Origin of the sequence: Microvirga sp., assembly GCF_014699075.1 — a bacterium.
Taxonomy (GTDB): domain Bacteria; phylum Pseudomonadota; class Alphaproteobacteria; order Rhizobiales; family Beijerinckiaceae; genus Microvirga.
On the sequence record NZ_JACXAB010000011.1, the window covers coordinates 79,740 to 99,688 of the forward strand.

Annotated in this window: 14 protein-coding genes; 5 read left to right on the plus strand and 9 right to left on the minus strand. The window is 65.0% G+C overall.

Going from position 1 to position 19,949, the window contains the following annotated elements; all coding sequences use genetic code 11:
- The first annotated feature begins 2 nt into the window (after positions 1–2).
- Positions 3–1,424, plus strand: coding sequence for a glutamate synthase subunit beta (locus IC232_RS16930; RefSeq protein ID WP_190846152.1), 1,422 nt, complete (start codon positions 3–5; stop codon positions 1,422–1,424).
- 75 nt (positions 1,425–1,499) lie between these two features.
- On the opposite strand, the gene IC232_RS16935 is transcribed toward IC232_RS16930, so the two are convergent.
- From IC232_RS16935 to galE, 3 genes are all read right to left on the minus strand, one after another.
- Positions 1,500–2,744 (minus strand): DUF459 domain-containing protein, encoded by a 1,245-nt coding sequence (locus IC232_RS16935; protein ID WP_190846153.1) that lies wholly within the window; start codon positions 2,742–2,744, stop codon positions 1,500–1,502.
- 69 nt (positions 2,745–2,813) lie between these two features.
- The gene (locus IC232_RS16940) at positions 2,814–4,031 is read right to left on the minus strand and encodes a lytic murein transglycosylase (RefSeq protein ID WP_190846154.1); all 1,218 of its coding nucleotides are present in this window, start codon (positions 4,029–4,031) and stop codon (positions 2,814–2,816) included.
- A 93-nt stretch (positions 4,032–4,124) separates the two neighbouring features.
- Positions 4,125–5,111, minus strand: a complete 987-nt coding sequence (galE, locus tag IC232_RS16945) for a UDP-glucose 4-epimerase GalE (RefSeq protein ID WP_190846155.1) — start codon at positions 5,109–5,111, stop codon at positions 4,125–4,127.
- Positions 5,112–5,323: 212 nt separating this feature from the next.
- Between galE and IC232_RS16950 the strand changes: the two genes are divergently transcribed.
- Positions 5,324–6,190: a UTP--glucose-1-phosphate uridylyltransferase gene (locus IC232_RS16950; RefSeq protein WP_190846156.1), complete on the plus strand. Its 867-nt coding sequence runs from the start codon at positions 5,324–5,326 to the stop codon at positions 6,188–6,190.
- 61 nt (positions 6,191–6,251) lie between these two features.
- Positions 6,252–7,247 carry an SIS domain-containing protein gene (locus IC232_RS16955; protein ID WP_190846157.1) on the plus strand — a complete coding sequence of 332 codons (996 nt, stop codon included), beginning with the start codon at positions 6,252–6,254 and terminating at the stop codon, positions 7,245–7,247.
- Here IC232_RS16955 and IC232_RS16960 read toward each other — a convergent pair whose 3' ends face one another.
- The 5 genes from IC232_RS16960 to IC232_RS16980 form a co-directional block, all read right to left on the minus strand.
- Positions 7,248–7,697, minus strand: coding sequence for an NfeD family protein (locus tag IC232_RS16960; protein ID WP_190846158.1), 450 nt, complete (start codon positions 7,695–7,697; stop codon positions 7,248–7,250).
- Complete coding sequence (locus IC232_RS16965; RefSeq protein ID WP_190846159.1) at positions 7,694–8,680, minus strand: SPFH domain-containing protein; 987 nt, start codon at positions 8,678–8,680, stop codon at positions 7,694–7,696. Before IC232_RS16965 ends, IC232_RS16960 begins: the two co-directional genes overlap by 4 nt.
- Positions 8,681–8,739: 59 nt before the next feature.
- Complete coding sequence (hemH, locus tag IC232_RS16970; RefSeq protein ID WP_190846160.1) at positions 8,740–9,801, minus strand: ferrochelatase; 1,062 nt, start codon at positions 9,799–9,801, stop codon at positions 8,740–8,742.
- 199 nt (positions 9,802–10,000) lie between these two features.
- A complete protein-coding gene (locus tag IC232_RS16975; protein WP_190846161.1) occupies positions 10,001–12,208 on the minus strand; it encodes a sensor histidine kinase in 2,208 nt (735 codons plus the stop codon).
- A 228-nt stretch (positions 12,209–12,436) separates the two neighbouring features.
- Complete coding sequence (locus IC232_RS16980; RefSeq protein ID WP_246812256.1) at positions 12,437–13,948, minus strand: bifunctional metallophosphatase/5'-nucleotidase; 1,512 nt, start codon at positions 13,946–13,948, stop codon at positions 12,437–12,439.
- Between the two features lie 190 nt (positions 13,949–14,138).
- On the opposite strand from IC232_RS16980, the gene ung reads away from it, so the two are divergent.
- Positions 14,139–14,846 (plus strand): uracil-DNA glycosylase, encoded by a 708-nt coding sequence (gene ung, locus IC232_RS16985; RefSeq protein WP_190846162.1) that lies wholly within the window; start codon positions 14,139–14,141, stop codon positions 14,844–14,846.
- Positions 14,847–14,948: 102 nt separating this feature from the next.
- Entirely contained in the window at positions 14,949–16,154 is a 1,206-nt protein-coding gene (locus tag IC232_RS16990) for an aromatic amino acid transaminase (protein ID WP_246812257.1), read from the plus strand.
- A gap of 248 nt (positions 16,155–16,402) precedes the next feature.
- On the opposite strand, the gene IC232_RS16995 is transcribed toward IC232_RS16990, so the two are convergent.
- Positions 16,403–19,903, minus strand: a complete 3,501-nt coding sequence (locus tag IC232_RS16995; RefSeq protein ID WP_190846163.1) for an indolepyruvate ferredoxin oxidoreductase family protein — start codon at positions 19,901–19,903, stop codon at positions 16,403–16,405.
- Positions 19,904–19,949 lie beyond the last annotated feature (46 nt).

Genomic DNA, 19,949 nt, shown 5'->3' on the forward strand with positions numbered 1-19,949 from the left:
CCATGGGCAAGGTCACAGGCTTTCTCGAATACGACCGGCAGGAGCAGAAGTATCAGCTCGCCGGTGAACGCGTGCGCCACTTCCGCGAGTTCACGCTGCCGCTCGACACCAACGATCTGCGCAAGCAGGCGGGACGCTGCATGGATTGCGGCATCCCGTTCTGCCACGGGCCGACGGGCTGCCCGGTGCACAACCAGATCCCGGACTGGAACGATCTGGTCTGGCAGGACGACTGGGAGGAGGCTGCGCGCAATCTCCACACCACCAACAACTTCCCCGAATTCACGGGCCGCATCTGTCCGGCGCCGTGCGAGGAAGCCTGCACGCTCAACCTCGAAAACCAGCCGGTCACGATCAAGACCATTGAACAGGCCATCGCCGACAAGGCCTGGGAGATGGGCTTCGTGAAGCCGGAGCCGGCGGAAGTCCAGACGGGCAAGCGCGTGGCCGTGATCGGCTCAGGCCCTGCCGGCATGGCGGCCGCCCAGCAGCTCGCGCGCGCAGGCCATGAGGTGCATGTGTTCGAGCGTCAGGCAAAGCCCGGCGGCCTCCTGCGCTACGGCATCCCGGACTTCAAGATGGAGAAGTATCACATCGAACGGCGCGTGAAGCAGATGGAAGCCGAGGGCGTGATCTTCCATTGCGGCGTCAACATCGGCGTCGACCGCAGCTTCGCCTCGCTTCACAACGAGTTCGACGCGGTGCTGTTCGCCGGCGGTGCCGAGGATCCGCGCAACCCGAACCTGCCGGGGCAGGATCTGGCAGGCGTTTATTATGCGATGCCGTATCTCACGCAGTCCAACCAGCGCGTCAACGGTGAGGACGTGACGGACGAGCCGATCCTTGCAGGCGGCAAGCATGTGGTGGTGATCGGCGGCGGCGACACGGCCTCCGACTGTGTTGGCACCGCGTTCCGCCAGGGCGCACTTTCTGTCACCCAGCTCGACATCCGCCCCAAGCCGCCGGAGCGGGAGGACAAGCTGACGGTGTGGCCCTACTGGCCCACCAAGATGCGCACCTCCTCCAGCCAGGCCGAAGGCGCGGAGCGCGAGTTCCAGGCGGCAACGCTCGGCGTTGTCGGAAAGAAGGGCCGCGTTTCCGGCGTGCAATGCGCCCGTGTCGACGAGAAGCGCCAGCCCATCCCGGGCAGTGAGTTCATCTTGAAGGCCGACCTCGTCTTCATCGCCATCGGCTTCGCCGGCTCGGTGAAGGAAGGCCTGCTCGAGCAGTCGGGCGTCGCCATGGATCGGCGCGGCAACGTGGTGGCCGACGACAGGAGCTACAGGACCTCGAACGACAAGGTGTTTGTCGCCGGCGACATGCGCCGCGGCCAGTCGCTGGTGGTGTGGGCGATCCGTGAAGGCCGTCAGGCCGCCCGGTCCATCGACACCTTCCTGATGGGCGCCAGCACTCTGCCGGTCTGAGCACACAATCTTTCATCAAACGAAAAGCGGCGGCTCACCCCAAGTGAGCCGCCGCTTTTCGTTGCAGGACCGTCCCTATGGATTGGGCCAGCGGAAATCATCCGCCCGGCCGGGGCGTGAGTTGGGGGCAATCCCGGCCCGCATGGCCCGTTGAACGGAATAGGCATTGTCGCCGGTCAGCTTCGGCGGCGCCGACAGGAGGGTGCCTCCTGGCGCAACGTCCTGGCGGGTGAGCGGCAGGACCGGCCCGACGAGCGGCTTCTGCGGCAGCGCAGCCGGAGTGGCAGCATCCGGCGGAGGCGGCAGTGCCGCCTCAATGGTAGGCGCGGCTGCCCCATCGGCAGGCGCGATCTGTACGGGATTAGGCGCGGTCGCGGTGGCCGTTCCGCCCAGGCCCAGGACCCGCTTGATCTCCGTATCGGCGAAGAAGGCCACTTTCCGCGCGCCGGCCCGGGTGAAGAATACCCCTTCATTGGTCCGAAGCTTGGTGGGGTCCCCATCCACGTCCGGGCCGATATCGGTGTAGCGGTTGTCCTCGTCCACGAAGCCCGGCCAGATGTCTACATAGACGCCGCCGTTGCGCTGGACGCTCTCCTTGTAGATCTCGTTCATGGCCACGAGATCGTCGGAAATCTTGCTGTTCTTCATGGGCGGCAGGCCGATCCACACGAAGGGAACCTTGCGTTCCTTCAGAACGCCCGTAATCGCGTCGATCCGCTGCCGGTAGAGCTCCTTCCAGCGGTCGGACAGGGGCTCCAGGCTGTTATCGCCATCCCGGATCGACTGGCGGTCGTTCGTGCCCAGCATGACGACCGCGATGGAGGTTTTCTGCCCGCTGTCGAGCGTTGTCCTGATGAAGTTGGGCCAGTCGGCCGGGTCCGTGCGAACGAGGTTCGTGTCGTTTCTGACCTTGGAGACGACGGCAACGTCCTGGTCGTCGCTGAAATGGGCATCGAGTCCCTGCCGGGCATAGCCTGCCAGGGCGTCGCCGAACACCACCACATGGGTGTTCGGATTGAGCTTGGGCTTCTCCTGCTTGGCGACGGCCGCCGGAGGAGGAGCAGACCTGCGGGGCCTGGAGACGGGAGCCCGCGCCGGCGGAGGGGGCTCCTGAGCGCCGAAGAAGCGCCTGAAGCTGAAGCCCTGCTGCGGCTGGGGCTGCGCCGGCTGCACGAGCTTTCCGGGGTAGTAGCCGGGGGGATAGGCCCGCTGATCCCGGTAGGCCGGCTGCTGCTGGTAGTAGCCGGATTGCGCCAGCGCTGCATCAACCCCGCCGGCCACAAGGAGCAGGGTCAGGGTCACACGGTGAAGAATCGGCACTATTCTCATAGGCGGTTCCATCCTAATCAGGACCAGCCTGGAGGTGGAGCCGGCCGTAGGGCAGCTCCGTCAGCGGGTCGCGCGCAGTTCGCGCAGCACAGCATAATCCGCATAGCCATCCGGGATCAAACCACGCCGGAGCTGGAAGTTCCGAACGGCGTCCCGGGTCTTGGAGCCGAACTTGCCGTCGGTGTTGCCCTCATAGAAACCGAGACGGGCCAGGCGCTCCTGCAATTCCTGGCGCTGATCCTTGTCCAGCATGGGCTCCTTGGGCCACGCGGCCTGGATCGGCTGCCCGCCCATGAGGCGGTCGCCGAGATGCGCCACGCCCATGGCATAGGCATCGGAGGAGTTGTAGGTTTTGATCACGTCGTAGTTCTTGGTGACCAGAAAGGCCGGACCGCCCGCGCCGCCCGGCAGGAACAGCGTGGCCTCGCCCGCGCGCGGCATGGCCTTGCCGTCGATTCGGCGTAAGCCCAGGGTCTGCCACTGAGCGAAGTTCTGCTTCAGATAGCGGAAGTCGAAGCCCTTCGGCAGCTGGACCTCGAAGCCCCAGGGAAGACCCGGCTCCCAGCCCTGCTGGCGCAGATAGTTGGCCGTGGAGGCCATGGCGTCGGGAACAGAGGACCAGATGTCCCGCATCCCGTCCCCGTTGCCGTCGACGGCGTATTTCATGAAGCTCGAGGGCATGAACTGGGTCTGACCCATGGCGCCGGCCCAGGATCCCAGCATCCGGGAGGGATCCACGTGGCCCTGCTGGAGGATCTGGAGCGCGGTGAGCAGCTCCTCCCGGAAGAACTCGGGGCGATAGCCGGTATAGGCCAGGGTCGACAGGGCCCGGATGGCATAGATCGAGCCGGTGAAGCTGCCGTAATTGGTCTCCATGCCCCAGACGCCGAGCACCACGGAGCGCGGAACGCCGTAGGTCTTCTCCACGACTGCCAGCGTCTTCGACCACTCGGCGGCCACGTCCCGGCCGCGCTTCAGGCGCTCATTCGAGATGGAGCCGTTGATGTAGTCCCAGATGGGGCGAACGAACTCGGATTGCTTTTTGGTGAGCGCGATGATCTTGGCGTCGGGCTCGACGCCCCGGAACGCCTCGTTGAAGGTAGCCTGTGAGACGCCCCGCGCCTTGGCCTCGGGCCAGAGGCCCTGGACGAAGCGCTGGAACGCGGCTTGTGACGCCTCCTGCGCTTGGACGGGCGCTGCCGTGAGCCCCACACCGGCGGTGAAGCTCAAACCGAGAAGGAGGGCGCCGGACAGGCGGCGCACCAGAAGCTGGCGCATAGGGGTCGCTCACGGAAACAGGACAGATCGTCCTGCCATTGCGACACTACGAGAGTTAACAGCCGGTTGACAGCTAGCCTTATAGATAGGCTCCTATGCGGCTTTTCGACCCGCCAGAGCCTGCTCCCAGCGCAGCGCCTGGTCGACGATGGCCTCCAGATCGTCGTGCTGCGGCGTCCAGCCGAGCTCACGGATTCTATCGACTTTTGCAACGAGCTGGGCCGGATCGCCTGGCCGGCGCGGGCTCAGGCGAACCTCGAAGTCCACTCCCGATACTTTCTTGACCACATCGACAACCTCCAGAACCGAGGCGCCGTGGCCATAGCCGCAATTCATGATCGTGCAGTCGCCGCCATTTCGGAGATGCTGAAGGGCCACGAGATGCGCCCGGGCGAGGTCATTGACCTGGATGTAATCGCGCACACAGGTGCCGTCCGGCGTCGCGTAATCCGTTCCGAACACATCGAGATGGGGGCGCTGGCCGAGCGCGGCTTGAGCCGCCACCTTGATGAGGTGCGTCGCCTGCGGGGTCGACTGGCCGGAACGTCCCTTGGGGTCGGCCCCGGCGACGTTGAAATAGCGCAGGATGGCATAGCGCAGCCCATGGGCCGTGTGGGCATCCTGGAGCATCCACTCAGACATGAGCTTGCTGCGGCCGTAAGGGTTGATCGGCACGAGCGGCATGTCCTCGGTCAGAAAAGGCGCCTCGGCATTGCCATAGACGGCGGCCGTCGAGGAGAAGACGATGTTCCTGATCCCCTTCTGGACCGCCGTCTCGATCAGCGCCCGCGTCTTCACGGTGTTGCCGAAGTAGTAGCCCAGCGGGTCCGTGACGGATTCCGGCACCACGATCTTGGCGGCGAAATGCAGGATGCTGTCGATGCCGTGCTCGTCGATGATACTGGACACGAGGGCCTGGTCGCTCACGTCGCCGGTGACGAAGGCAGCCTCCTGCGGCACGGCCCAGCGGAAGCCCGTCGACAGGTTGTCGAGCACGACTACGGTCTCGCCGGCATCCAGAAGCTCGAGCACCATGTGGCTGCCGATATAGCCCGCGCCGCCTGTCACCAGTACCGCCATGTCCATCTCCGAAAAACTGCTCCGCCCGGCAGCTTAACCACAACGCTTCAGGTTCAATTCAGGTCCCGAGCTTCAATGAAGAAGCATGGCCGATGAAACAAGGCAGGACGTGATACGTTATGGGTCACCGAAGCTTGGCCTTTGTCGGTTTCCTTTTCCGGGTCTTGTCTTAGATTACTCATCCACCTTTCTGCTCACTCATGGCTCATTCAATGAAGCGTATCCGCAAAGCAGTCCTGCCCGTCGCCGGTCTCGGCACCCGGTTTCTGCCCGCCACCAAGGCCGTGCCCAAGGAGATGCTGTGCGTCGTCGACCGTCCCGTGGTGCAGCACGTGGTCGATGAGGCGCGCGCCGCCGGAATCGAGCATTTCATCTTCGTCACCGGCCGCAACAAGGCCGTGATCGAGGACCATTTCGACATCGCCTACGAGCTCAACCGCACCCTTGAGGGCCGCGGCAAGACCAAGGAGCTGGAAATCCTGGCCAAGGACCAGCCCCAGGCCGGCCAGACGAGCTTCACCCGCCAGCAGGAGCCGCTCGGCCTGGGCCATGCGGTCTGGTGCGCCCGGGAGCTGGTGGGCGACGAGCCCTTCGCGGTGATCCTGCCCGACATGCTCAGCCGCGGCTCCATGGAGCAGATGATCGCAGCCTATGACAAGCACGGCGGCAACATCATCGCCGTGGAAGAGGTGCCCGAGGACCAGACCCACCAATACGGCATCGTGTCGGTGGGCCAGGAATTCGGCCAGACTTTCGAGATCACCGGCATGGTGGAAAAGCCCCCGAAGGGCACGGCCCCGTCGAACTACATCATCTCCGGCCGCTACATTCTGCAGCCCCAGGTTTTCGACCTGCTCTCCACCCAGGAGCGCGGCGCCGGCAACGAGATCCAGCTGACCGACTCCATGATCCGCCTGATGAAGGAGCAGCCCTTCTTCGGCATGAAGTACCAGGGCAAGACCTACGACACGGGCTCTAAGATCGGCTTCCTCATGGCCAACGTGGCCTATGCCCTGGAGCGCGAGGAGCTTTCGGCTGAGTTCCGCCGAGAAATCGAAGCGCTGCTGCGGCAGAAGTAAGCGGCATCGGGTTTCCGCCAAAGGGTTCCGTATGGCCGCCCGCCTATGCTAAAGGGCGGCCATGGCACTTGCAAAACCAGCACCCCACTCGCCCGATCAGGCGGTCCAGTCGGCCCTGCGCACGCTCGAGACCGAGCGCGACGGTCTGACGATCCTGATGGAGGCCATCGGCAACGGCCTCGGCTCCTTCTTCACGGCGGCCGTTGAGACCATTGCCGCTGCCAAGGGCCGGGTGATCGTCACCGGCATGGGCAAGTCCGGCCATGTGGGCCGCAAGATGACCGCCACCTTCGCATCGACCGGTACCCCGGCCCATTACGTCCACCCGGCGGAGGCGAGCCACGGCGATCTGGGCATGATCCAAACCGACGACGTGATCATCGCCCTGTCATGGTCGGGAGAGACGGCGGAGCTTGCCGATATCATCGGTTATTCGCGGCGCTTCCGGGTTCCCCTGATCGCCTTGACGTCCAATGCAGAGTCGACCCTGGGGCGCGCCGCCGACATCTGTCTGACCCTGCCGAAGGCGAAGGAAGCCTGCCCCAACGGGCTGGCGCCCACCACCTCGACGACCGTTCAGTTGGCGCTGGGCGATGCCCTGGCCGTCGCCCTGCTGGAACGGCGCGGGTTCACGGCCGACAATTTCCGGGTCTTCCATCCGGGCGGAAAGCTCGGGGCGCGGCTCAAGCTCGTGCGCGAGATCATGCATAAGGACGAGCGCCTGCCGGTGGTCGGCGTCGAGGCCCGCATGGGCGAAGCCATCGAGGAGATCGGCCGCAAGGGGTTCGGTGCAGTGATCGTGGTGAACGGCGACGGCACCCTCGCCGGCATCGTCACGGACGGCGACCTGCGCCGTAACCTGAGGCCCGATCTCGCGACTCTGCCGGTCACGGCCATCATGACGAAGACGCCGCGCACCATCGCGCCGGATGCCCTCGTGGCCAGCGCTCTCGAGATGGAAGAAGCCTCCCGGATCACGGCCCTGATCGTGGTCGAGAACAGCCGGCCCGTCGGCTTGGTGCACTACCTCGACCTGCTGCGCGCGGGCGCAGCCTGATCAGGGATCGTCGACGACTAAGGTCGAGCCCTCGATCCGCACCACGCGCACCTTGGCGCCGGCGAAGCGGTCGGCGCCCGTCACGCGCCAGGAGCTGTCATCGACCCGGATGCGGCCTTCCCCATCCTTGATGGGCGCTTCAAGGGTGAACACCCGGCCCACGAGGGACTGGCCGCGCCGGTTGAGCGTCTCGGCCTGAGGCTCGTCCCGTGTTTTGGACCGGGTAATAGCTCGTCCCACGATCACCGCCGCCACGCAGAGCAGCGCGAAGAGCAGGGCCGAGGCCTGCCAGGAGAGGTCCAGCACCGCATCGATCAATCCCGTGGCAATGGCTGCCAATCCGAGCCAGAGGAAGAACGCTCCCGGCGCCAGCAGCTCGACCCCGATCAGGAGCACGCCGAGGATGATCCAGGCCCAGGCGCCGAGGCTGATGAACGCGTCCTGGATCATGAGCGCTCGCCTCCTCCCGTTATCTTGGGAACGCTGCGCGCCGGCTTGTTGAGACCCGCTCCACCCTCGCCGAACACCGACTTGGTGAGTTCCGCGATGCCGCCCAGCGTCCCGGCGAGACCTGCCGCCTCGATGGGCACGATCACGACCTTCTGGTTGGGGGCCGATGCGAGGGCGCGAATGGCATCGATGTATTTCTCCGCCACGATGAAGTTCGCCGCCGCCAGATCGCCCTTGGTGATGGCTTCGCTGACCATGCCGGTGGCCTTCGCCTCGGCTTCGGCCTGCCTCTCGCGGGCCTCCGCATCGCGGAACGCCGCTTCCTTGCGGCCCTCGGCGGCCAGGATCTGCGACTGCTTCTGGCCCTCGGCACGCAGGATTTCCGCCTGGCGCAGGCCTTCCGCTTCGAGCACCGCGGCGCGCTTCTCGCGCTCGGCCTTCATCTGACGCGCCATGGCGCCGGCCAAGTCCTGCGGCGGGAGGATGTCCTTGATCTCGACGCGCGTGACCTTGGCGCCCCAGGGGGAGGCTGCGGCATCCATCACGCGCAGGAGCCGCTCGTTGATCTCGTCGCGATGAGACAGCAGCTGGTCGAGATCCATGGAGCCGACCACCGTGCGGATGTTGGTCATGGTCAGAACCAGCAGGGCCTGGTTCATGTCCGAGACTTCGTAAGAAGCACGGGCCGGGTCGAGGATCTGATAGAACGCGGCAGCATCGATGGTAACGCCTGCATTGTCCCGGGTGAAGGCCTCCTGGCTCGGAATGTCGAGCACCTGCTCCATGACATTCACCTTTTTGCCGATCTGGTCGATATACGGCACGATCAAGCCAAGGCCGGGGGTGAGCGTGCGCGAGTAGCGCCCGAACCGCTCCACGGTATAGGCATAGCCCTGCGGAACCGTCCGGATGCCCATGGCGATCGTCACGATAACGACCAGCACCAGAACGATGACGAAGATGTCGAAACCACCCACCAGCATGAGTCCCCCAGGCAACGTCGTTGCAGAGGGCTCACGCTATCCCAAACAGGCTTGGAGTCCTAGAGCCAACCCTGAAGCTCGCGCTCCACAATGTGGTTGATGACGCGCATGCCGTCGTCGCTGTCGTTGAGGCAGGGCAGATAGGCGAATTGCTCGCCGCCGTTGTGCATGAAAATCTCGCGGTTCTCGCCGTCGAGTTCTTCCAGGGTCTCCAGGCAATCCGCCGAGAAGCCAGGGGCCACGATGGCCATGCGCTTCACGCCGCTCTTCGCGAGCGCCTCCACGGTCTTGTCCGTATAGGGCTGAAGCCATTCCGCCGTGCCGAACCGGGACTGGAAGCTCATGCGGAACCGGTCGGGCGACCAGCCGAAGGCCTCGCGCATCAGGCGCCAGGTCTTCACGCATTGGCAGTGATAGGGGTCGCCTTTCAGCAGGTATTCCTTCGGCACGCCATGGAAGGAGACGAGGACGACCTCGGGCTCGAAGGGGAGCTTCGCCAGCTCCTTCTTCATGGAGGAGACCACGGAATCGATATAGACCGGGTCATCGTGGTAGGGCGGCGAGACGCGCACGCTCGGCTGCCAGCGCATGTCCATCAGGGCCCGGAAAGCCTGATCGCAGGCGGTGGCCGAGGTGGCGGCGGCATATTGCGGATAGAGCGGCACCAGGAGGATGCGGTCGCAGCCCTGGTCGAGGAGCGCCTGGATGCGCTCGCGGACCTCGGGCTTGCCATAGCGCATGGCCCAGTCGACCGTGATCCTGTCGCCCGCGATGCTCTTCAGATGCTGCGTGACCTTCTCCGCCTGGTTGCGGGTGATGGTCTTGAGCGGACCCTCGTCGCGGTCGTTGTTCCAGATCGACGCGTAGTCGCGGCCCTTGGGACCGGGGCGCTTGGTCAGGATGATCAGGTTGAGGATCGGCCACCACAGAAGGCGCGGGGTTTCGATCACGCGACGGTCGGAGAGGAACTCCTTCAGATAGCGGCGCATGGGCCAGTAACTGGTGCCCTCGGGGGTGCCCAGATTCATCAGAAGCACGCCGATCCGCCCGGCCCTCACGGGTGGGTGGTCCACCGGGCGGACGCCCTGGCGCAGATCGTTCAGATTGACGGTCTCGTTCATAAGAAAAGCCCCTGGCCGCGGAGTTCATCCCGAATTCCGCCCTTTGATGCCGCCTAGATAAGAGTTTCAGGCCAATCCGCCAACCGAAACCGCCATCACATTGACGCGCTCGGCCGCAAGCCGCGTTTGCAGGAAACGAACACGTCTAGAGCATCGGGTTCGATCCCAAAAGTGCAAGTCCACTTTTGGGATCGATGCTTTAGAGCGCCGGGCCCTTGTTGGGCTCGTGCTTGAGAACGGTGTCGAGAGCCACCTTAAGGCCTTCCGGCCGGAAATCCATGTCCACCTTGGCATTGAGCTGTGTTGCCAGCACCCGGTGCAGCAGACGTGAGCCGAAGCCCTGCCTGGTTGGAGCGGAGACCTCGGGGCCTCCGGTTTCCTCCCAGACCAGCTTGAGCCTTGTGCCCTCCTCGGCCGCTTCCACCTGCCAGGAGACGAACACCTTGCCGCGGGACGCCGACAAGGCGCCGTACTTGGCCGCGTTGGTGGTCAGTTCGTGGATCGCCATGCCGATGGGCACGGCCGCATCCGAGGGCAGCTCGACCGCAGGCCCGTTCAGGGAGATCCGCTGGCCCCTCACATCGTTGTAGGGGCGCAGCTCCTTCTCCAGGATCTCGCGCAGGGACGCAGTCTGCCAGACGGCCTCGGTCAGCAGGGAATGGGTGTTGGCGAGCGAGATGATGCGCCCCACGAAGGCCTGATAGAAATCGTCGATGTTCAGAGCCGAGCGCGCGGTCGCGCCCACCACGGCCTGAACGGTGGCGAGCGTGTTCTTCACCCGGTGATGAAGCTCGCGGATCAGCAGGGATTGCTGGGTCTGGGCCTGCTTGCGCTCTTCGATCTCGTTCTGGGCATTGCGGTAGAGGCGGCTGTTCTCAAGCGCGATGGCGGCCTGTGACGTGAGACCCGCGAGCAGACGCTCGGACCGCTGGGTGAACTCCCCGGGCCTCTGGTGGCCGAACACGAGAACACCATGGGTCTCGCCATTCCGCAGCAGCACGGGAACCGCCATGAGGCTGCGAAGCACGGGGCGGTCCAGCGTGGCGTCCGCCGTGAAGGGTGTGCCGTCATAGCCTTGCTCGACGGCGATGTTGTCCAGGCGGACTGTCTTGCCTTCCGTAAAGGCTGGCGCACAGATGGCCCGGATGTCCAGGGCCGCGAAGGCCTCGTCCAGACCCTCGAAGGCAAACTTGCTGTAATGGGCCTTTCCGCCCTGAGCGGCACCGCAGAAGAAGGCTCCTGCCTGTGCGTTGGTCAGCTCGACACCGGCACCGACCACGCTTTCAATGATGCGGTCCAGATCGAGTTCCGCTGCAAGAGCGCTGCCGGTCCGGTTGAGAACCTCCAGGGCCGCGCTCTCGGTCCGCAGCTCATGGGTGCGCAGGGCAACCTGCCTCTCGAGGAGAGCCGCATTCGCCGCCTGCTCGTGGAACTGCTGCGAGGCCAGGGCCGTGAGGGCAAGAAGGGCCAGCAGAGCCACAAGGGCGAAGGCGCCGTAGAGCCGCGTCTGGACGAACCAGGGCGTCCAATAGGCATCCTGCGGCATGCTCACATTGATGTAGAGCGGCATCCCGCCGACCTGGCGGTAGGCTCCCACGCGCTCGCGGCCCATGCTCATGAAGGAATAGAGGCCCGCCTGGGAGGCGGTGCGCGAAGCCGCATCGAAAGCGGATTTGTCGATCGGCGCGAACGACAGCCCGTCCGGCGGTGGAGGATGCTGGGCGATCACCTCCGCGTCCGAGCCCCGCATGAGCACAACCCGGCTCCCACGGGGCAACCGCACCTTGGACCAGTAATCGTAGAAATACGACAGGGTTACGGTCACGGACGCAATGCCGCTGAAGGCCCCATCGTCGCCTTGCAGGCGGCGGCTGATCATGAAGGTCGGAACCTTCGTGACGCGTCCGAGGATCGGCTCGCCCACAAACAAGCCCTGATCTCCGTTCACCTGCACGGCGAAAGCGTCGCGTCCGGAGGCATTCGACTCCGGAGTCGGAAACTGAGCGGATGTCAGTCGAAGGCGCCCGCTCGGATCGTTGAGCCAGACACCGTCGATGTAAGGCAGAGCTTCATCGACGGCACGGATCTGCCGCCAGAGCGGCTGCGATGCTTCCACCTGGTCCCAGCTCTGCCCCTGCATGAGCGCCGTGGCCTGCTTCAGGGTCAGGTCGGTGACCTCCATGAGCCTTGCGGTGTGATCGGCCAGGAAGAAGGCTGCGTTCCGAAGGTCGTCCTCGTTGCGCTGGATGAGGCGAGTGCGCTGTTCCCAGGCGATGTAGCCGAAGGTCAGCAGGATGAAGGCAACCCCGAACAGCCCCATGGCAAGGGTCAGCCGACCGCGCGCAAGAGAACGACGGCGGCGCTTCTGCGACAGGCTGACCGATTCTGAGGGCGCGTGAAACTGCAAGGAAAGGCCGCTTTGATGGTTGAGATTCGGCGTTGCGTGGGCAGGATGGCACAGCAAATGCCATCAATGGAGTGGGAATTTACGTCTCGCCCTCCCGTTGACCAGGGGAGTGCGACCTATCCTGCCTCAGGCGCAAGCGGGATGCGCCCGGACGTCGCGCCGCCTCCGCCAGCCATAAAAAAAGCCGGGCCCCTTGGAGCCCGGCCTTAGGATGGAAAATCCCTTGGATCAGCGCAGGACGATGCGTCCCTCGACCTTCGGCGCCACCTTGCCGGCTTTGGCTACGTAATCGATGACCTGGGTCGCCATCAGCTGGCTGGCCGAGACGTCGATGAGCGACTTGGCGCCGACGAACGAGCGATAGCCGTCGCCGCCGCGGCCGACGAAGTCGTTGGTGGCGAGCTTGTAGGTTTTGGCCGGGTCGAGCGGCTGGCCGTTGATCTGGACCGACTTCACGCGGCTGCCGACCGGCTCCTTCAGATCCACCTCGGCCACGATGCCGGAGACCTGCGGGAAGCGGCCGCCGAGCTCGCGGACCTGGCTGACGCCGCTCTCGAGGGCATCCTTGATCTGCGCGCCGGTAACCTCGAGCAGCACGGTGGTGTTGCCGAAGGGCATTTCCGACAGGATGTCGCGACGGGTCAGCTTCTGGCCGGCCTGGTACTGCTTGTCCGCCCGGATGCCGCCGCCGTTGGTGAGAGCCACATCGGCCCCGACGGCAGCCTTGAGGGCATCGGTGATCAGGTTGCCCATGGCGGCCTCGCCTCCGCGCACCGTCGCGCGGCGGCTGTCGAGGGCCGTCTCCGTCACGCCGATCTCGACATCCAGCTCCTTGGAGAGCTTGTCTTCGTAGCCCTTCACCACGGCCTCAATGTCGGCGTCAGGCTTTACGTTGACCGTATCGACGATGCGGAAGTTCGGCGACCAGGTCACGGTGGTTTTGCCGTCCTTCGTGGCCTTGGTCACGGAGAGTTCGACAATGCTGACGAAGTTGGCCTGGGACTCGGATTCCGCCAGGACGACCTTGCCGTCGTAGAAGGCGAGCAGGTGTTCGTCGTGACCGCCGATAACCACGTCCACCCCGGCCGACCGTGCAATGATCATGTCCACGGCCAGCGGTGTGTGGGCAATGGCAACCACGATGTCGGCACCCTTCTCGCGCAGTTCCTTGGCCTTCGCGCGGGCGGTATCGACGGTGGGGGAGAACTTGATCGTGCCGGGGCTCGACTCGATCGGCGTTGTCTCGGTGGTGAGGCCGAAGAAGCCGATCTTCACGCCCTGAACCTCGACCATCTTGTCGGCCTTGGTGTTGGCCGGCAGGCCGTTGCCGTCCACGATGTTGGTGGCGAGCACGTCGAACTTGGCCTCGGCCATGCGGGCGCGGAAGGCCGCGTCGCCGAGATCGAACTCATGGTTGCCCGGCGCCATGGCGTCGACGCCCATCCGGTTCAGGATGTCGATGATATGGGCACCCTTGTCGAAGCCCGAGAGGAGCGAGGGCGAGATCGTGTCGCCTGCATGGATGAAGAAGGCATTGCCCTTCGCCTTCTCCTCCTTGACGACCGTGGCCAAGCGGGCAAAGCCGCCGCGGCCCTTCTCGGCGCTCATCCGATCGATGTCGTTGGTATGGACGAAGCGGATCGTCACGGCCTCCTGCGCCAGGGCCGTGCCCGACAGCAGCAGGGATAGTCCAAGAAAGCCGGCGCGCAGGGCGGCGGAAGGGCGGCTCTGAAGCATCATGCAAAGTCCTCGTAGCAGGTGGGATCCACGATGGGAGGCGTGGAGCCTAGACCGGGAACGTGTCACAGAAGTAACATCCTGTCGATGCTCCTACGGAAGTCATTCCTGACGGCTTTTTGACCGATCCCGCCACATCCTTTAGCCGGCATAGGGTCGGCGCCTCGACTTCAAAGAAAGGCATGAACGCTCCATGACCGGCCCCATCAGCCAAGCTCTTTCCGAGTTCCGCGCCAAACTCCAAACCGATGGGTGGCTCAGCCTGCCCTTCTTCCAGGATGGGAGCGCCGAGGTGGTTGCGGCCAAGGTCGATGCGGTGATTGCTTCGGGCGGCGAGGTGCTGCCCCCCCCGGAGGCCGTGTTCACCAGCATCAGCCTCACGCCCCTGGAGAAGGTCAAGGTGGTTGTCCTCGGTCAGGACCCCTACCCCACGCCGGGCGATTCCCATGGGCTCGCCTTCTCCTATCGCGGATCGCGGCGGCTGCCCGCTTCCTTAAGGACGATCCTGCGCGAGATGGCGGAGGATCTGGACGTGCCGATGCCCACATCGGGCGACCTCTCGAAATGGGCCAAGCAGGGCTTGCTGCTCATCAACACGGCGCTGACGGTGGAGGCTGGCAAATCGGGAGCCCACATGAAGTTCGGCTGGTCGGCCCTGGTCGATCAGGCCATCACGGCCATCTCGCAGCAGCAGCCCGCCGTCGTGTTCCTGCTCTGGGGCGGCCCAGCCCGCAAGCGCGCGGCGCTCGTGGACCGGGCGAAGCATCTCGTGATCGAAGCCGGACATCCCTCTCCGCTCAATCGCCTCAACGACTTCCGCGGCACGAAGCCCTTCAGTCGCGCCAATGCCTGGCTGGCGGAGAAGGGCCTCGAGCCGATCGATTGGCGGCTGGATGCGTGAGAAGCCACGAAGCACCTTGCCGAGTGCCCCTCACAGGGGCTAGGTCTCGCGGCACCGACGATGCGTCGCAGGCAGGCTGCCGCGACAGGCTTGGAGATCAGCATGACGGAATCCCTGTTCGGCCGGGTGGAAGCCTTCGCGGGCGACCCGATCCTGTCTCTCAATGACAGCTTCAAGACCGATCCACGCCCTGAGAAGGTGAACCTCAGCATCGGCGTCTACACCGACGAGCAGGGGCGCCTCCCGGTGCTGGGTTCCGTGCGGGCTGCCCATGAGCGCAACGGCTTCGCGGAGCGTCCCTATCTGCCGATGGAAGGCCATGCCGCTTACCGCGAGGGCGTGCAGACGCTCATCTTCGGCGACAAGCATCCCGCGCTTGCCGGCAAGCGCATCGCGACCATCCAGACCCTCGGCGGCACGGGAGCCGTGGGCATCGCGGCCGACTTTCTCGCCAAGCACTGCCCCGGCCGCACCGTTTTCGTCAGCGACCCGACCTGGGACAACCATCACGGCCTGTTCCAGCGGGCCGGCTTCAAGACGGCAACCTACCCGTATTGGAACCGCACCAGCCGCTCAGTCGATTTCGACGACATGGTGCAAGCCCTTGAGGCCGCACAGGCCGGCTCCATCGTGGTGATCCAGCCCGTCTGCCACAACCCGACCGGCGTCGACCTCGACGAGCGCCAGCAGGCGGCCGTCACGGACGTGCTGGTCGCCAAGGGTCACATCGTGGTGTTCGACATGGCCTATCAGGGCTTCGGCACCGGCCTCGACGAGGATGCCGCGTTCGTGCGCCGCTATGCGGAGCGCGCCAGCTGCCTCGTGGCCAATTCCTTCTCGAAGAATTTTTCGCTCTATGGCGAGCGTTGCGGGGGCCTCAGCGTCGTGTGTCGCGACAGCGACGAGGCCGAGCGCGTGTTGGGGCAGCTCAAGCTCGCGGTGCGCCGCAGCTATTCGAGCCCGCCGATGACCGCGGGCCTGCTTGTCGCCACGGTGCTCGGCAATGACGACCTGCGCGCGCAATGGACCCGCGACGTCGAGACCATGCGCACCCGCATGGATTCCATGCGCAAGCGCCTCGCCGACGAGATCCGCTCCCTGTCGAACGAGGTGGACGTGGGCTTCCTCACGAACCAGCGCGGGATGTTCAGCTACACGGGGTTGAACGAGCAGCAGGTCACGACCCTGCGCGAGCGGGATGGAGTTTACCTCGTGGGCTCGGGCCGCATGTGCGTGGCGGGTCTCAACGAGGCGAACGTACAGACAGTCGCAAAGAGCTTCGTCGAGGTGAGTCAGGGACGAGGCTGAACAACCCCACCAACCGCGTCATCCCGGACGAAGCGTAGCGCAGATCCGGGATCGCAGGACGAGTGTGGCTCCCTTCACCTCTCCCGGTGGGAGAGGTCGCGCCTTCAGGCGCGGGTGAGGGGTTACGCCGTTTCCGGATGAACCTGTAACCCCTCACCCCACCCCTCTCCCTCAGGGAGAGGGAGGCACGCGCCATATTCTGAGGACGATCCCGGATCGGCTGACGCCGTCCGGGATGACGTTTCAGGTTACTCCGCTGCAACAGCCATCGGCTGCGGGTCGGCGCGGAACTTGGCCAGCAGATCGGCCTCTTCCGCCTTCGCGGCTTTCAAGTTCCGTTCCTTGATGTGACCGAAACCGCGGATCTTCTGCGGGATGCCGGCGAGCCCGATGGCCGTGGCGTGGTTGCCCGCATTGAGCTTCGCCACGATCTCCTCGATCCGTCCCTCGAACTCGCGGATGAGCCCGCGCTCGGTGCGGCGCTCGTGGGTGTAGCCGAACACGTCGAGCGGCGTGCCGCGCAGCGGCTTGAACTTCGCCAGAACCCCCATGGCCTTGAGCATCCACGGCCCGAAGCTCATCTTGCGCGGCAGGCCGGTGACCGGATCCTTCTTGGCGAGAACGGGCGGCGCCATGTGGAACTCGTAGCGCAGGTTCTCACCCTCGAAGGCAGAGGCGACCTGCTTCTCGAAGTGACCGTTCGTGTAGAGACGCGCCACCTCGTACTCATCCTTGTACGCCATGAGCTTGAACAGCGAGCGCGCCACCGCATCGGTGAGCGCCGTCGAGCCAGGCACAGCTTTGTCCTCTGCCGCGCGCACGCGCTCGACGAGATTGCTGTAGCGCCGGGCATAGCGCCTGCTTTGATACCCGGACAGGAAGGTCACACGACGCTCGATCACCTCATCCAGGGTCTCGGACAGCTTGCGCGATTCCGTCGGCGCCTTCAGCTCGCCGATCATGGCGGCGATCACCTCCGGCTCGGCGGCCGCGCGGCGGCCCCAGGTGAAGGCAGCGAGATTCATCTTCACCGCTTCGCCGTTGAGCTCAATGGCCTTTTCGATGGCAGCGCCCGAGAGCGGAACGCGGCCGGTCTGGTAGGCATAGCCCAGCATGAACATGTTGGCCGCGATCGCATTGCCGAGAAGCGCGGTGGCAATGGCCGTTGCATCCACGAAGGACACGCCCTCCTGGCCTGCCGCCGACCTGATGGCGCGCTTGAGGCGCTCCGTCGGCAGGGAGAAGTCGGCGTTGCGGGTGAAGTCGCCCGGCATTACCTCCGCGGTGTTCACCACGAGCGCGGTCTGACCCTCCTTCACGGCGGCCAGCACCTTCTTGGTGCCGGTCACCACGAGATCGCAGCCGAGGACGAGATGGGCTGACTCCGCGCTCACGCGGATGGCGTGGATGTCGTCCTGATTGTTGGCAAGGCGCACGTGGCTGTAGACCGCTCCGCCCTTCTGGGCGAGGCCGGCCATGTCGATCATGCCCAGACCCTTGCCCTCGAGATGCGCCGCCATGCCGAGGATCGCCCCGATGGTCACGACACCCGTACCGCCAACACCGGTCACGATGACGTTGAAGGTGCGGTCGATGGCGGGGATCACCGGATCGGGCAGCGGCTTGAACGTCATGCCCTCCGTCGAGACGGTCTCCGGCACGGCTTTCTTCACCTTGGCGCCGTGCACCGTCACGAAGGACGGGCAGAAGCCGTTCACGCAGGAGAAGTCCTTGTTGCAGTTCGACTGGTCGATCTGGCGCTTGCGGCCGAACTCCGTCTCCACCGGCTGCACGGCCACGCAGTTAGACTGCACCGAGCAATCGCCGCAGGCTTCGCACACGAGATCGTTGATGATGACGCGCTTGTCAGGGTCCGGGAACTCGCCGCGCTTGCGGCGTCGGCGCTTCTCCGAGGCGCAGGTCTGGTCGTAGACCATCACCGACACGCCGGGCACTTCGGCGAGCTGGCGCTGCACGGCCTCCAGCTCACTGCGGTGATGAATCGTCATGCCAGCCGGCCAGCGGATCTCCGTCGGGTATTTGTGCGGTTCGTCGGTCACGAGGGCGATGCGCTCGACGCCCTCTTCTCGCACCTGGCGGGCGATCATGTCGACGGTAAGCCCGCCCTCATGCTTCTGCCCGCCGGTCATGGCAACCGCGTCGTTGAAGAGGATCTTGTAGGTGACGTTGGTCTTGGTGTGGATCGACCAGCGCAGGGCCAGAACGCCGGAATGGTTGTAGGTGCCGTCACCGAGATTCTGGAACACGTGTCCGCGCTTGGAGAACGGCGACTCGCCGATCCAGTTCGCGCCCTCGCCGCCCATCTGGGTGAAGCCCTCCGTCGAGCGGTCCATCCACTGCACCATGTAGTGGCAGCCGATGCCCGCATAGGCGCGCATGCCCTCGGGCACCTTCGTGGAGGAGTTATGCGGACAGCCGGCGCAGAAATGCGGCGTGCGGGTTGCGACGTCGCTGGTGGCGATGAGCACCTCCTGCGCATGGCGAAGCCGCGCTACGCGGCCGCGCAGGTCGTCGTTGTTGTGGTAGGCGAGCAGGCGCTCGCCGATGGCAATGGCGATGTCGTTGGGATCGAGCGCGCCTTTCACGGGGAAGAGCCAGCGGCCCTCCTCGTCCTTCTTGCCGATGCAGACCGGCTGATTGGCGGTGCCGTAAAGTTCTTCGCGCAGCTGGACCTCGATGAGGGAGCGCTTCTCTTCGACCACAATCACCTTGTCGAGGCCGCGGGCGAAATCCACCAGCTCGGCTTGAGACAGCGGCCAAGGGCAGGCGACCTTGTAGAGGCGCAGGCCCATGTCGTTGGCCCTCACCTCGTCGAGGCCGAGCTCGTCGAGAGCCTGGCGCACGTCGAGATAGGACTTGCCCACCGTGATGATGCCGATCTTCGGATTGCGGCCGCCGGAGAGCACGATGCGGTTGAGGTTGTTGGCCCGCACGAAGGCCAGCATGGCGTCGCGCTTGAAGTCCTGAAGCCGCGCCTCCTGGTCGAGCACGCCGTCGCGGTTGCGGATATTGAGGCCGCCCGGCGGCATCGTGAAATCGTCAGGGATGATGATCTTCACGCGGTCGAGCGATGCATCGACGGAGGAAGTCGATTCGATGTTGTCCTTCACGCATTTGAAGGCAACCCATGTTCCGGAAAAGCGGCTCATGGCGTATCCGTAGAGGCCGTAATCGAGGATCTCCTGAACGCCTGCCGGGTTCAGGATCGGCATCATCACGTCGACGAAGTGGAACTCGGACTGGTGCGCGACAGTGGAGGATTCGGCCGTGTGATCATCGCCCATGAGCGCCAGCACGCCGCCATGTTGCGAGGAGCCGGCCATGTTGGCATGCCGGAACACGTCGCCGGAGCGGTCGACGCCCGGGCCTTTGCCGTACCAGAGGCCGAAGACGCCGTCATACTTGCCTTCGCCACGAACCTCCGCCTGCTGCGCCCCCCAGATGGCCGTGGCGGCAAGTTCCTCGTTGAGGCCGGGCTGGAACACGATATTGGACTGATCCAGCCACTTGCGGGCGCGCCACAGGTTCTGGTCGAGACCGCCGATGGGCGAGCCGCGATAGCCGGACACGAGGCCAGCAGTGTTGAGGCCGGCCAGCCGGTCGCGCTCGCGCTGCATCAGCAGCATGCGGATGACGGCCTGCGTTCCGGTAATAAAGACGTGATCCTTGGAAAGATCGTACTTGTCGTCGAGCGTCACGTGACGAAGCGCGCCAGAACCTTCGGCCATGATCCGTGTTCCTCCTGGGGCTTGGCCCCGCTGCCGGTAATCCGGT

Coding starts and splice junctions, on each gene's coding strand:
- IC232_RS16930 (WP_190846152.1), top strand. CDS start 3: ATGGGCAAGGTCACAGGCTTTCTCGAATACGACCGGCAGGAGCAGAAG.
- IC232_RS16940 (WP_190846154.1), bottom strand. CDS start 4,031: ATGCGCCAGCTTCTGGTGCGCCGCCTGTCCGGCGCCCTCCTTCTCGGT.
- galE (WP_190846155.1), bottom strand. CDS start 5,111: ATGGCGGTACTGGTGACAGGCGGCGCGGGCTATATCGGCAGCCACATG.
- IC232_RS16950 (WP_190846156.1), top strand. CDS start 5,324: ATGAAGCGTATCCGCAAAGCAGTCCTGCCCGTCGCCGGTCTCGGCACC.
- IC232_RS16955 (WP_190846157.1), top strand. CDS start 6,252: ATGGCACTTGCAAAACCAGCACCCCACTCGCCCGATCAGGCGGTCCAG.
- IC232_RS16960 (WP_190846158.1), bottom strand. CDS start 7,697: ATGATCCAGGACGCGTTCATCAGCCTCGGCGCCTGGGCCTGGATCATC.
- IC232_RS16965 (WP_190846159.1), bottom strand. CDS start 8,680: ATGCTGGTGGGTGGTTTCGACATCTTCGTCATCGTTCTGGTGCTGGTC.
- hemH (WP_190846160.1), bottom strand. CDS start 9,801: ATGAACGAGACCGTCAATCTGAACGATCTGCGCCAGGGCGTCCGCCCG.
- IC232_RS16980 (WP_246812256.1), bottom strand. CDS start 13,948: ATGATGCTTCAGAGCCGCCCTTCCGCCGCCCTGCGCGCCGGCTTTCTT.
- ung (WP_190846162.1), top strand. CDS start 14,139: ATGACCGGCCCCATCAGCCAAGCTCTTTCCGAGTTCCGCGCCAAACTC.
- IC232_RS16990 (WP_246812257.1), top strand. CDS start 14,949: ATGACGGAATCCCTGTTCGGCCGGGTGGAAGCCTTCGCGGGCGACCCG.
- IC232_RS16995 (WP_190846163.1), bottom strand. CDS start 19,903: ATGGCCGAAGGTTCTGGCGCGCTTCGTCACGTGACGCTCGACGACAAG.